Here is a 12,318-nt window from a genome sequence, read left to right on the forward strand (position 1 = left end):
CCTCGGCCCGGACGGGCTCAAGCCCCTCCGTTAGTCGGAGGGTGCGTGGGGGCCAGGCCGAAGGGTCCGAACAGGGACGGGTCCAGGAAGCCGGAGATCCGTGCGACCCGGTCCCCGGCGAGGGTCAGCACGGTGACCGAGTGCGCGTGGTGGCGGCCGTCCGGGCCGAGCCGGTAGAGCCCGAAGGCGGGCTGGCCGTTGGCCCGGGTGGGTACCAGCCGGAACCGGCCGGGGGTGGTGAGCACCTGGGCGGCGAAGAACCGGGCGACCGTCTCCCGCCGCGGAACCAGGACGGGTACGGCGGCATCTCGGCCACCGCGTCGTCGGTGAGCAAGCGCCAGCAGGGCCTTGATGTCGGCGTTCTCGAACGCCGACACGTAGCTGTCCAGCAGCTCGCGCTGGTCCGGTGTGACGGCGTCGGCGACCTGGTCCTCGGCGGGCGCGAGCCGCTCCAGCTGTCCGCGGGCCCGCTGGAGCGCGCTCTTGAAGGATCAGCACGGCCCGCTGACGGGGCGGCAGGCACTGGAGCGCGGCGATCAGCGCGAGCCGGAGGCTGCCCCGGGCGGCCACGATGGCGGCCGGGTCGGCGGGCGGTGCGCCCAGCAGGGTGTCGGGCGCGGGCTGCAGCCAGCCGAACTCCGGCAGCGCGGGGGCGAGCGGGGTCTGCGGCCGGTCGTTCGGGCCGGCCAGCCCGGACGGCAGCTGCCGACGGTCGCGGCGCTCCAGGGCGTTGAGACAGGCGTTGGTGGCGATCCGGTAGAGCCAGGTGCGCAGCGAGGCGCGACCCTCGAACGCGTGGTACGAGCGCCAGGCCCGCAGATAGGTCTCCTGCACCAGGTCCTCGGCGTCGTGGATCGACCCGAGCATCCGGTAGCAGTGCGCCAGCAGCTCCGTCCGGTACTGGTCGGAGAGCCGCGCGAAGTCCTCGCCCGCTGCCACCGGTGCCACGTCCGGCCCACCCCGAATGATCATGCCGTTCAACATACTTGAGGCCGGGCCGCGGTATGCCGGTTTCTCCGGACCATTGGCATATGCCCACTCCTACGGCCGGTCAAATCGTGTTGGGCGTAGGAGTTTTGACGGCCGTTCGGTCCGGTCGAAGAGGGCAATTTAGGAGACAGCGGGACTGCGCCGCCCTGGCAGCATCGGGTTGCTCGCGAATGTCCGTCCATGGCGAAGGAGTCACTTCCATGAGTGAACAGCAGGTACCGGCGGCACGCGTCCCGCTGATCAGTGAGGCCGACGCGACCGGAAGGACCGCCGAACTCTATGACCTGATCAAGAGCAGGACCGGGCTTCCATTCGTGCCCGATATGTTTCGGCTGGTCTCCACCCGGCCGGATCTGATGGAGGTTCTGATCACCGGCTACACCGGGGTATTCGGTGACGGAGTGCTGCCCCGGGCCACCCGCGAGATGATCTCCGCCTGGAGCTCCAAGGTCAACGGCTGCCCGTACTGCGTGGGCACCCACAACTGGTTCCTGACGCAGTTCGGCGGCAGCGAGGAGCTCACCCACGCGATCGCCACGGCCGGCAAGCCGAGTGAACTCCCACTGGACGACAAGCACTTGGCGCTGATGGAGCTGGTCACCCAGGTCTGCACCGGCGCCTACCGGATCACCGACGAGGAGTGGGACCGGGTCGCGGCGACGGGCTGGAACAACGACGAGCTGCTGGAGGCGGTCTTCACCGCCGGGCTGTTCGCCTTCATCAACCGCCTGGTGGACGGCTTCGGCCTGGGCAGCTCGATGACCCGCAGCCGGATCGCCGGCCAGTCGGACACCGACGCGGACGGGACGGCCGACTGATGGCGGCGTCCCGGGCGGTGCTGCTCACCGGCGCCTCCTCCGGTACCGGGATGTCCTCCGGCACCGGTCGGGCCGCCGCGCTCCGCCTGCACCGGGCGGGCTGGCCGGTGTACGCGACCGGGCGCAACCTGGACGCGCTGGCCGGGCTGGCCGCCGAGGGCATCCAGGTGCTGTACCTCGATGTGACGGACGAGCAGTCCATGGTCGACGTCGTGGACAAGATCACCGCCGAGCACGGCGCGGTCGGCACGCTGATCAACAACGCGGCCTACAGCCTGAACGGCACGATCGGCGAGACGCCGGTGGACGAGGTGCGCAAGCAGTTCGAGACCAACGTCTTCGGACTGTCCCGGCTCACCCAGCTGGTGCTGCCCGGGATGCGGGCCCAGGGCAGTGGCCGGGTGGTCATGATGTCCTCCATCTTCGGCCAGTTCGCGACCCCGGGCCGGGGCTACTACCAGGCCACCAAGCACGCGTTGGAGGCGATCGGCGACTCGCTCCGGCACGAGGTCTCGCGGTTCGGCATCAAGGTGGTGCTGATCGAGCCCTCGCCGGTGCTCGGCGGATTCGTGCCGATGTCGGTGGCGGACCTCGGGATGTCCGGGCAGGAGCGGAACGGCCTTTACGACGAGTTCTGGGAGTACTTCGTCGACTGGCACGGGGCGTACCGGGAGACCGACAAGCCGACCGGCCGAGGTCGAATGGCCGTTCGGGCCGAGACCGTCGCAAAGGTCATCGAACAGGCGGTGAGCAGTGCGAACCCGAAGATCCGGTACCGGATCGGGGTGCCCTCTCGACTACTGCCCCGGATGCGCTGGACAATTGGCGACCGGATGTTCGAGAAGTTCGTGCGCGCTTTCTTCCCGATCCCCTGAGAGAAAGCTCCCGTCCTGAGACCGTGCCCCTCCCCGAGACTCTCCGAAGGAATGGTGTGACCGAACAGTTCGAAACCCCCGGTCTGGCCCGGGCGATGGACTACCTGCTGGGCGGCGAGGCACACGGCCCCGCCGACCGGGAGGCCGCCGACCGGGCGTGTGCGGCCTGGCCGACGGGTGATCTGCGGGCCGAACTGCGAGCCGCCCGGGCCACGTTGGGCCGGATGGTCGGCCACCTGGTCGGCGAGGCGGGCCTGGGGCAGCTGCTGCACATCGGGGCCGGCCTGCCGACCATGCGCAACACCCACCAGGTCGCCCAGCTGATGGCGCCGGCCACCCGGGTGGTCTACGTCAGCCGGGACCCCGACGTGGTGGAACACGCCCGGCGACTGCTCAGGCAGCAGCCGAGAAGCCCAACTGCCTACGTGCACGGCGAGTTGGGCGACCCGGACCGGATTCTCCGGGATGCGGCCGGGGTACTGGACCTGTCGCGCCCGCTCGGGCTCGTCCTGTTCGGCGGACTGCACTTCGTGCCCGGCGAGGATGATCCGGCCGGCCTGGTGCAGCTGTTGGTGGACTCGGTGCCGTCGGGCAGCTGGGTGGCCTTCGGGCATCTGGCCACGCACGAACGGGACCACCTGATGGACGCCGCGATGGAGCGCATCGTGCCGGACTGGAGCGGCCGGATCGTCCGCCGGAGCAGGGCGGAGGCGATGGCCCTGTTGGACCCGAGCCTCGAACTCGAGGACCCGGGCATGGTGTTGTCCACGGACTGGCGCCCCGAGTCCACGGCCGCCCCGGCCGGGTCCCCGGCCCTGTGGTGTGCGGTGGCCCGCAAACCCTGAACCGATCGCCGACCTACCGACCGAGGAGCGCACCGTGCACAGAAGGCTGGTCCAGTCGTCACTGCGGGGTCTGTCGCTACTCCAGGTACGCCACGTCAAGCCGGTCGGATTCGAGCTGGCGCGCGACGGCGTCGCCCGGGTGTACCGCGAACTGGAGCGGGACTTCGGGGTGTTGGCACCACCGATAGCGCTCCACTCGCCCGCGGCCGGCCCGCTCGCCGCGAGCTGGCTGATGCTCCGGGAGACCCTGCTGGTGGCGGGGCTGGCCGAACGGACCACCAAGGAGGCGGTCGCCTCGGCGGTCTCCGCGGTCAACGAGTGCCCGTTCTGCGTCCGGATGCACACCGCCATGCTGCACAGCCTCGCCCCCGGCAGGGACGGCGAGGCGATCCGGGACGGCCGGCTCGAGGAGGTGGCCGACCCGGCGGTCCGCGCGGTCGCCGGCTGGGTCCGGGACGGCGCGGTCCGCGACACTGCGGCCGACAGCCGATTCCCGTTCGCCGCCGAGCAGTTGCCCGAACTGCTCGGATCGGTGGTGATCATGCACTACCTCAACCGCATGGTCAACGTCTTCCTGGGTACGGTGCCGCTGCCGCCCGGCGCGCCGGAGAGCTCGCTGCGCCCGGTGCTGCGGGTGCTCACCTGGCTGCTCCGCTCGGCGGCCCGGACGGAGCCGAAGGCCGGTGGCTCGCTGGGCCTGCTGCCGGCCGCGACGCTGCCCGAGGACCTGGCCTGGGCGGCGGGCAACCCGCAGATCGCGGGGGCCTTCGCCCGGGCCGCGGCCGCCGTGGAGGTGGCCGGGCGGGCCGCGCTGTCCGACGGCGTCCGGGCCCTGGTGCAGGACACCCTGGACCACTGGGACGGGCGCCCGCCCGGGCTCGGCCGGGGCTGGGCCGACGCGGCCGTGGAGACCCGGCCCGCCGAGGAGCGCCCGGCCGCCCGGCTGGCCCTGCTGACCGCGCTCGCCGCCTACACGGTGGACGAGACGGTGATCGACGCCGCCCGCGCGGCGGGTGCGGACGACGAGGCACTGGTCGGCATCACGGCCTGGGCGAGTCTGGCCGCCGCCCGCCAGGTCGGGAGCTGGATGTTCCACAACGAGTGACCCGAACAGCCGTCCCACGCCAGGAAGTTCGATTCGGATTCCCCCGGACCCGTACCGAAGGAGTGATGTCTTGCAAGCCGCAGTGGAGCGCGCGATCGCAACGATGTGGGACCGCTACGAGGAACCGCTCTCGTTGGACGACATCGCGGACACCGCCATTCTGAGCAAGTTCTACTTCTCCCGGGTGTTCCGGACCCTCACCGGGACGTCACCGGGGCGGTTCCTGTCCGCGATCCGGCTGCACAAGGCGAAGCACCTGCTGCTCAGGACCGAACTGAGCGTCACCGACATCTCCTACCAGGTGGGTTACAACAGCCTCGGCACGTTCACCAGCCGGTTCACCCGCAGCGTCGGCCTCTCCCCGGGGCGGTACCGCACGCTGGCCAGGACCGGCATCCCGGTCACCCCCCGGGCCTTCCGCTCGGCGGCGGCCCGGCGGACCTGCGTGGTGCGTGGCTCGGTCGGGTCGCCGGAGGTCGGCTTACCCACCCGTATCTACGTGGCGGCGTTCACCGATCCGATCGTGCAGGGCGAGCCGGTCGCCTGCGACATCCTGGACGGCCCGGGCGAGTTCCAGCTGTCCGGCATCCAGGAGGGGGTGTGGCACCTGCGGGCGGCGGTGGTGGCGGTGCAGGACGTCGAGCCGCAGCCGTGGAAGCGCAGTCCGCTGTTCATCGGCTCCAGTCGGCCGGTGACGGTGCGGGCGGACCAGCCGATCGAGGTGGATCTGGAGACCCGCGAGTTCTGTCCGTTCGACCTGCCGATCCTGCTGGCGCTGCCCGAGCTCGACTGCTGGCAGCTGCCGCAGCCGGAGCTGGCGTCCGGGGCGATCGCGATCACCCGGGGCTGAGGCCTTCGGCAGGTTCAACTGGATTGACACGTAGGTGAGTTGGATGGTGCTGGGCAGCTTGACAAGCACGTGGTGCCTGACGGACAGTGAGGTCCGGTAATGTATAACGATGTTATGGCCCGGACGGAGGCGTCCGGGTCCACCACGTGACACGGAGGCTGATCCTCATGCCGCACATCGCGCTGCCGGCCCCGATCCCGGGCATCCGAGGGCTGTTGGGGGTCAAGCCCGCATCCGGCCGTCTGCTCAGCGAGTTGGCCGAGCAGCTGCTCCGGGGCGAGTCCCCGCTCAGCGTCGGGGAGCGCGAGCTGATCGCCTCCTACGTCTCCGTCCGCAACGAGACCAGGTTCTGCACCGGCGCCCACGGCGCCGCGGCCGCGCACGCCCTCGGCGGCGACTTCGCGCTGGTGGAGGCCGTCCACCGGGACGTGGCCAGCGCGCCCGTCGACGAGCGGCTGCGCGCGCTGCTGATGCTGGCCGGCCAGGTGCAGATCGGCGGGCTCGCGGTCACCGCGGCCGACGTCGAGCGGGCCAGGGCTGCCGGTGCCGACGACGAGAGCATCCACGACACGGTGCTGATCGCGGCGGCGTTCGCGATGTACAACCGGTTCGTCGACGGTCTGGGTGCGATCACCCCCGAGGACCCGGCGCTGTACGACGAGATCGGTGGGGCGCTGGTGGCCAAGGGCTACCTGTAGGGCCTCTGTGGTCAGACGACTGACGCCCGTACCCGGCCGGGTACGGGCGTCAGCCATGTCGCCAGGGAGTCAGCCGAGCTTCTTCAGTCCGGCGCCGGTCAGCAGGTAGCCGGGGGCCACCGTGGCGGCGTCCGCCTGGACCAGCTCGATCACCGCGGCGCCGGCCTGCTCCGGGGTGAGCAGCGGGCCCAGCTGCCGGACGTACTCCTCCTCGGAGCGGTGGTCGCGGGCCGCGTACGCCCGGGCCGCCGACTGGCCGAGGCCGGTCAGCGGGGTGATGCGGGGGAGCACCGTGGTGAAGCCGATGTCCAGCCCGGCCCGGTCCGCCTCGTCCTGGGCGTAGGCGGTGATGAAGCGCTGGGTGGCCTTGGCCCCGGCGTAGCCGCCGCTGAGCGGCGAGCCGGCCAGCGCGGCCCCGCTGCTGAACACCACCACCCGGCTGCCGGGCCGCAGCGGGGTGAGCAGCGCCTCACGCAGCCAGTGGAAGGAGATCCGCACGTCGCTCTGCCAGTTGGCCGAGAAGGTCTCCCAGGTCTGCTGCTGCAGCGGCCGCATGTGCGGGGTGGCACCGGCCACCAGGACGACGGTCTGCGGCTGGTGACGGTCGATCAGGTCGGCGACCACCGTGGGGTCACCGGCGTCGGCGGTCTCCGCCTGGATGCTGCCCGCGCCGTTGGCCGGCTCGGCGAAGTCGGTCGCGGTGCGGGACACCGCGACCACCGGGGCGCCGGCCTCGGCGAAGGCGGTGGCGATACCGTGGCCCAGGCCGCGGCTGGCGCCGACGACGATGGTGGTCCGGCCGGACAGGTCGCTCATGATTCCTCCAAGTGGCGTGCATCTGCTGGATGGTGACGGTGCGTCGGAGAGTCGGCGCCGCAGGGCCCCGGTCCGGCACGGGGGGCAGGGCCGGGGCCCTGCGGGGCTACCGGGTGGTGCAGTTCCACTCCTTGAGGGCGCGGCGCTGGATCTTGCCGACCGGAGTACGGGGGATCTGCTCGATGAACTCGACCTGGCGGAGCTTCTTGTAGGGGGCGACCCGTTCGGCGACGAAGGCCATGATCTCCTCGGGGGTGGCCGGCTCCCGCGCCACCACGAAGCCCTTCGGGATCTCGCTGGCCTCCTCGTCCGGCACCCCGATCACGGCGGCGTCGGCGACCTTGGGGTGCGTCATCAGGACCGCCTCCAGCTCGACCGGGGAGACCTGCTGGCCCTTGTACTTGATCAGCTCCTTGATCCGGTCGACGATGATCAGCTCGCCGTTCCGGTCCACGTGGCCGAGGTCCCCGGTGTGCAGGAAGCCGTCCGGCTCGAGCACCTGCCGAGTGGCCTCCTCGGCGTTCAGGTAACCCTTCATCACATGCGGGCCCCGGATCAGGATCTCGCCGTCCTGGTCGCGCCCGAGCTCCCGGCCGGTGCCGAGGTCGACGATCTTGCACTCGATGTTCGGGGAGTTCCGGCCGACCGATCCGGGCGCCTCGGAGGGGTCGAGCTGCATGAACGACACCAGGGCCTCGGTGAGGCCGTACCCCTGGCCGATCCGGCAGCCGAGCCGCTCGCGGCAGAGCCGGGCGGTCTCCGGGTCCAGCGCGGCGCCGCCGGAGACGATCTCGCGGACCGAGGAGAGGTCGTAGCGGTCCACCAGCGGGCTCTTGGCGAGCAGGACGGCGATCGTCGGCACGACGTACAGCCGGGTGATGCGGTGGTCCTGAATGGCCTTCAGGTACGCCTCGGGGTCGAAGCGCTCCATGGTGACCAGAGTGGCGCCCTGGAGCAGGCTGGCGTTCATCACCATGATCAGACCGAAGGCGTGGTGGAAGGGCGGGACCGCGAGCACCTTCTCGGCCGGGTCCAGCGGGGTGACCAGGCTGGTCTGCAGCACGTTGGCGATCATGTTCCGGTGGGTCAGCATCACGCCCTTGGGGTGACCGGTGCTGCCGCTGGAGTGCAGCAGGGCCACGGTGTCCCGGGCCGGGTCCACGGCCGGCTCGGGCGGGGCGCCGTCGGTCAACAGCGAGGCGAAGGGTGTGGCGCCGTCCGCCGTGCCCAGGACGACGATCTCCTCGACCGGGGTGCCAAGGAGCAGTTGCTGCGCCTTGTCCAGCTCGGTCGGCGAGACGACCAGCAGCCGCGCGCCGGCCTCGTTCAGGTGGGCGGCCAGATCGTCCACCGTGTCCAGCGGGTTGAGCACCACCACGGTGCCGCCCGCCAGCGCCGCGGCGTGGAAGGCGATCGGGTACTCGGGCCGGTTCGGCGCCAGCACGGCCAGCACGTCGCCGCTGCGGAAGCCACGGACGCGCAGCCCGTCGGCGGCGCGGCCGATCGCCGACGCGAGCTCCCGGTAGGTGTAGGAGTTCGCGCCCGTGACGTCCACGGCCGCCACCAGGTCGGCGTACTGCTCAGCCCGTTGCAGGACGAAGGAGGTGAACGAGGTCTCGGGCACGTGCACCGGCGGGTGCGGGCCGGTGAAGATCATGAGGTCACTTCCGCCCGACTGTAGGTGCTCAGGCCGGGCTGGTAGCTGCGCTTCTCGAACTGCTTGAGCGCGACGTTGATCCACTCGTTGCCGGTCAGCCGGGAGAGCTCCCAGAGCTTGGCCTGGTCGTAGTCGATCGCGGCCGGCAGGTCGACGGCCCGGTTGTGCTCGTAGACCTGCTTGGCCAGCGCCAGGGTGACCGGGTTCTTCTTGACCAGCTTGCGGACCAGCTTGTCGGTCGCGGCGTCGAGCTGGTCGGCCGGCACCGCCTTGTTGACCAGCCCGTACTTCTCCGCCTCCGCCCCGGTCAGGGTGTCGCCGGTGAGGATGTAGTAGAGCGCCTGCTTGCGGGAGAAGTTGTGCGCGGCGGCCCAACTGGCGCCGCCGGCCGGGAAGATGCCGAAGTTGATCTCGGAGAGCCCGAACAGCGCGGTCTCGGACGCGATCGCCAGATCGCAGATCCCGGTGACCAGGACGCCGCCGCCGAACGAGAAGCCGTTCACCTTGGCGACGGTCACGGCGGGGAAGGCCTTGAGGCGCTTGAACCAGTTCAGCGCCACCAGGTTGGTCCGGTAGAACAGCTGCGGGTCCTCGTAGGGCTTGAGGAAGCACTCCTCCAGGTCCATGCCGGAGCTGAAGCTGTCACCGTTGCCGGTCACGACGACGACCTTGACGTCCCCGGCCTCCTCGATGGCGTCCAGGGCGCTGTTCATGTCCTGGTGCATCTGCGGGTTCATGGCGTTCTTCTTGTCCGGCCGGTTCAGGTAAATCGTGGCGGTGGGTCCGTCGATCTCGAGGTTCACAGTGTCCAGCTCGATCATGTTCTGGCCTTCTTTCCTCTGTCGCCCAGCGGATTTCTTCTCTGCCCGTCGGTTTTACATCGTGAGTATGCGGGGAATGCCGGGCGGCCCGGCTACTCCTGAATTGCCCAGCCACGCGCCCGAGTCGGGGACCAGCGGGAAGAGAGCACGATGGAAGATGTCGGGCGGTATTGCGTTCCCCGATGATGGCCCGGAACACCGATTGAACAGTCGTGTTCCGGCCGCCGGAATGAGGAGCGGGGAATAGTGACGACGAACAGTTCTGAGGAGGCCGCGCCGGAGGCGACGGCCGCCGTTCCGACCGACGCCGAACTCGCCCGGTCGCTGGCCGGGGATTTCCGCAGCGAGTACCTCATCGTGAACAGCCTGCGCCTGCACTATGTGGCCGGCGGCGAGGGCCGCCCGCTGCTCCTGCTGCCCGGCTGGCCGCAGACCTGGTGGGAGTACCGCAAGGTGATGCCCGCGCTCGCGGCGGCCGGCCGCCGGGTGATCGCGCTCGACCTGCCCGGCATGGGCGGCTCGGACAAGCCCTCGGGCGGGTACGACAAGAAGACCATGGCCGACGTGGTGCACGCCTTCGTGCAGGCTCTCGGCTACCAGCAGGTGGACATCGCCGGGCACGACGTCGGCTCGCAGGTCGCCTTCAGCTTCGCGGCCAACCACCCGCACGCCGTCCGCAGGATCGCGATGCTGGACATCCTGCACCCGGACGCCTCGCTGTCCCCGGCGCCCGGCCTGCCCTTGGTCCCGTGGTGGTTCGCCTTCAACCAGGTGGCCGGCCTGCTCGAGCAGTTGCTGGCAGGCCGGGCCCACCACCTGGTGAACTGGGTCTTCGACACCTTCCTGCTGCACCAGGACGCGGTGACCGCGCTGGACCGGGCGGTCTACACCCGGGCCTACAACACACCGGACGGCATCCGGGGCGGCAACGGCTGGCACCAGGCCATCGGCCAGGACATCGCCGACCTCGGTACCTACGACAAGCTCACCGTGCCGGTGCTCGGGCTGGTCTCCGACCTCGCCGACGGCAGGTTCGCCGCGCAGATGCGGGCGACGCTGCCCGGCCAGGCGATCGAGGTCGAGGTGGTGGTGGTGCCGGACGCCGGCCACTACTTCGTCGAGGAGGCCCCGCAGGTCGTGATCGAGCAGCTCGACCGGTTCTTCGACTGACCCGTGCTGCCGGACGAGCTACTCCGCACGATGGAAGTAGCCGACCGCCGAAGGCACTTCGGACACTGATGCACATGACTACGGAGGAGCGGTGACCGGCGCGGGCGAGCCGTCCCGGTACGAGAACGCCGGACCGCTGCTCTACCGGTGGCTGCGGGAGAACGACTCGCGCAGCCACACCGAGGCGGCCGACGCGCTGGGGCTCGACGCGCGGGAGGCGGCGACGGCCTGGGCGGAGCTGCGCGCGCTGCGGCTGGTCCGGCCGGGATCGGCGATCGGTGAGACGGACCTGGTGGAGCCGGACACCGCGCTGCTCGGCCTGCTCGGCACCCTGCGGCAGAAGCGGGCCGTACTCAGCTCGCACTACCAGGAGTTGACCTCCATCGTGAGCGCCACCGAGTCCCTGCTGGAGCGCTACCGCCCGGCGGCGGCCCGGTTGACCGAGCGGGTCGAGGTGGAAGTGGTGACCGGGGCCCGCAACCAGCAGCGGGTGCTGCGGGACTTCGCCGACCTGCCCCGGACGCAGAGCCGCACCCTGCACGCCGACACGGTGCCGTCCAGGACCATGAGCCAGACCCTGAGCAGCTTCCTGACCGAGAAGGGCCGGATGGTCCGACGCGGCGTCACCGTCCGGGCGATCTACCCGCAGGGCTTCAACTCGGCGCGCTGGCAGTGCAAGTACCTGGCCGAGGTGCGGAAGGTCGGGGTGGAGCTGCGGCTCGCGCCGCAGGTCCCGTGCAGCCTGGTGATCGGCGATCTGGACGTGGCGCTGCTGCCGCCCGGACCCGGCCGGCCCGAGGACCCGCTGATCGTGATCCGCGGTGCGGTACTGGTGCGGACGTATGCCGCCCTCTACGACGACCACTGGCTGCGGGCCTTTCCGTACCTCGGGCCCGCCGACGTGCCCGAGGTGGCCGACGGCGAGGCGGGCGACCGGCTGACCGAGCAGCACCGTACCTCGCTCCGGCTGCTCGCCAACGGGCTGACGGACGAACGGATCGCCCGGTCGATGGGCGTCTCCGTCCGTACCGTCAGCCGGCTGGTGTCCGAGGTCACCCGGCACCTCGGCGCGCACAGCCGCTTCCAGGCCGGTGTGCTGGCCCGGTCCAGGGGGCTGGTCTGACACCGGGTCAGTGACGCAGGGTCAGTGCTGGAGGGCGAGCCGGATGCCGAAGGCGATCAGCAGTGCTCCGGTGGACCGTTCGATCCGCTGCCGGACGGCCGGCCGGCGAAGGAACGCGCCGAACCGGTCCACCGTCACGGTGTAGAGGGTGAACCAGAGCAGGTAGAGCAGCACGAAGACGGCGGACAGCTGCAAGGCGCTGCCCAGGGTGTGCCGGGTGTCGGGCAGGAACTGCGGCAGGAAGGTGACGAAGAACAGCGCCACCTTGGGGTTGAGCGCGTTCGACAGGAACCCCTGGCGCAGGCACTGCGCCCTGGACAGCGAACGCCCGCCGTCCGCGCCGTCGCCCGCCTGAACTCGCTTGCGGGCACTGACCAGTGTGGAGATCCCCATCCACACCAGATACAGCGTGCCGACCACCTTGAGCACGGTGAACGCGGTGACCGAGGCCAGCAACAGGGCCGAGACGCCGAGCGAGGCCGCACTCACGTGGACGCTCAGGCCGAGCATGCCGCCGGTCATGGTGAGCAGCCCGGCGGACCGGCCGCCG

The 12,318-nt window shown here is 70.8% G+C and carries 13 protein-coding genes and 1 pseudogene; 8 read left to right on the forward strand and 6 right to left on the reverse strand.

Annotation, left to right across the window (positions count from 1 at the left end):
- Positions 1-17: 17 nt before the first annotated feature.
- On the reverse strand, positions 18-377 hold the full coding sequence (locus tag ASC99_RS41015; RefSeq protein ID WP_235583116.1) for a hypothetical protein: 360 nt from the start codon (positions 375-377) through the stop codon (positions 18-20).
- Positions 378-546: 169 nt separating this feature from the next.
- A pseudogene (locus ASC99_RS41020) lies at positions 547-984 on the reverse strand (sigma-70 family RNA polymerase sigma factor); the annotation flags it as partial.
- A 206-nt stretch (positions 985-1,190) separates the two neighbouring features.
- Here ASC99_RS41020 and ASC99_RS24185 point away from each other — a divergent pair.
- From ASC99_RS24185 to ASC99_RS24210, 6 genes are all read left to right on the forward strand, one after another.
- Positions 1,191-1,808, forward strand: a complete 618-nt coding sequence (locus ASC99_RS24185) for a carboxymuconolactone decarboxylase family protein (protein ID WP_057235603.1) — start codon at positions 1,191-1,193, stop codon at positions 1,806-1,808.
- Positions 1,808-2,683, forward strand: coding sequence for an SDR family NAD(P)-dependent oxidoreductase (locus tag ASC99_RS24190; RefSeq protein WP_057235606.1), 876 nt, complete (start codon positions 1,808-1,810; stop codon positions 2,681-2,683). The genes ASC99_RS24185 and ASC99_RS24190 overlap by 1 nt, the downstream gene beginning before the upstream one ends.
- Before the next feature lie 56 nt (positions 2,684-2,739).
- A complete protein-coding gene (locus ASC99_RS24195; protein WP_057235609.1) occupies positions 2,740-3,528 on the forward strand; it encodes an SAM-dependent methyltransferase in 789 nt (262 codons plus the stop codon).
- Positions 3,529-3,562: 34 nt separating this feature from the next.
- Positions 3,563-4,633 (forward strand): carboxymuconolactone decarboxylase family protein, encoded by a 1,071-nt coding sequence (locus ASC99_RS24200; protein ID WP_063857168.1) that lies wholly within the window; start codon positions 3,563-3,565, stop codon positions 4,631-4,633.
- 70 nt (positions 4,634-4,703) lie between these two features.
- Complete coding sequence (locus ASC99_RS24205) at positions 4,704-5,483, forward strand: helix-turn-helix transcriptional regulator (protein WP_057235610.1); 780 nt, start codon at positions 4,704-4,706, stop codon at positions 5,481-5,483.
- A 167-nt stretch (positions 5,484-5,650) separates the two neighbouring features.
- Entirely contained in the window at positions 5,651-6,181 is a 531-nt protein-coding gene (locus ASC99_RS24210; protein ID WP_057235613.1) for a carboxymuconolactone decarboxylase family protein, read from the forward strand.
- A gap of 69 nt (positions 6,182-6,250) precedes the next feature.
- Here ASC99_RS24210 and ASC99_RS24215 read toward each other — a convergent pair whose 3' ends face one another.
- From ASC99_RS24215 to ASC99_RS24225, 3 genes are all read right to left on the reverse strand, one after another.
- Complete coding sequence (locus tag ASC99_RS24215) at positions 6,251-6,997, reverse strand: SDR family oxidoreductase (RefSeq protein WP_057235616.1); 747 nt, start codon at positions 6,995-6,997, stop codon at positions 6,251-6,253.
- Positions 6,998-7,103: 106 nt separating this feature from the next.
- Entirely contained in the window at positions 7,104-8,654 is a 1,551-nt protein-coding gene (locus ASC99_RS24220) for an AMP-binding protein (RefSeq protein ID WP_057235619.1), read from the reverse strand.
- Positions 8,651-9,475, reverse strand: coding sequence for a p-hydroxycinnamoyl CoA hydratase/lyase (locus tag ASC99_RS24225; protein ID WP_057235622.1), 825 nt, complete (start codon positions 9,473-9,475; stop codon positions 8,651-8,653). Before ASC99_RS24225 ends, ASC99_RS24220 begins: the two co-directional genes overlap by 4 nt.
- A gap of 246 nt (positions 9,476-9,721) precedes the next feature.
- On the opposite strand from ASC99_RS24225, the gene ASC99_RS24230 reads away from it, so the two are divergent.
- Together ASC99_RS24230 and ASC99_RS24235 are read left to right on the forward strand one after the other, a co-directional pair.
- On the forward strand, positions 9,722-10,645 hold the full coding sequence (locus ASC99_RS24230; RefSeq protein WP_057235623.1) for an alpha/beta fold hydrolase: 924 nt from the start codon (positions 9,722-9,724) through the stop codon (positions 10,643-10,645).
- A 91-nt stretch (positions 10,646-10,736) separates the two neighbouring features.
- Complete coding sequence (locus ASC99_RS24235; RefSeq protein WP_057235626.1) at positions 10,737-11,768, forward strand: helix-turn-helix transcriptional regulator; 1,032 nt, start codon at positions 10,737-10,739, stop codon at positions 11,766-11,768.
- A gap of 21 nt (positions 11,769-11,789) precedes the next feature.
- Here the strand turns inward: ASC99_RS24235 and ASC99_RS24240 are convergent.
- A partial coding sequence (locus ASC99_RS24240; protein WP_200948400.1) for a LysE family translocator occupies positions 11,790-12,318 on the reverse strand: 529 nt, incomplete at its 5' end.

The organism is Kitasatospora sp. Root107, from assembly GCF_001424875.1.
In the GTDB taxonomy this organism is placed as follows: Bacteria; Actinomycetota; Actinomycetes; order Streptomycetales; family Streptomycetaceae; genus Kitasatospora.

Bases quoted from the DNA above. Each gene is read 5' to 3' on its own strand.
- ASC99_RS24185 (WP_057235603.1), top strand. From the start codon at position 1,191: ATGAGTGAACAGCAGGTACCGGCGGCACGCGTCCCGCTGATCAGTGAG.
- ASC99_RS24220 (WP_057235619.1), bottom strand. From the start codon at position 8,654: ATGATCTTCACCGGCCCGCACCCGCCGGTGCACGTGCCCGAGACCTCG.
- ASC99_RS24225 (WP_057235622.1), bottom strand. From the start codon at position 9,475: ATGATCGAGCTGGACACTGTGAACCTCGAGATCGACGGACCCACCGCC.
- ASC99_RS24210 (WP_057235613.1), top strand. From the start codon at position 5,651: ATGCCGCACATCGCGCTGCCGGCCCCGATCCCGGGCATCCGAGGGCTG.
- ASC99_RS24190 (WP_057235606.1), top strand. From the start codon at position 1,808: ATGGCGGCGTCCCGGGCGGTGCTGCTCACCGGCGCCTCCTCCGGTACC.
- ASC99_RS24215 (WP_057235616.1), bottom strand. From the start codon at position 6,997: ATGAGCGACCTGTCCGGCCGGACCACCATCGTCGTCGGCGCCAGCCGC.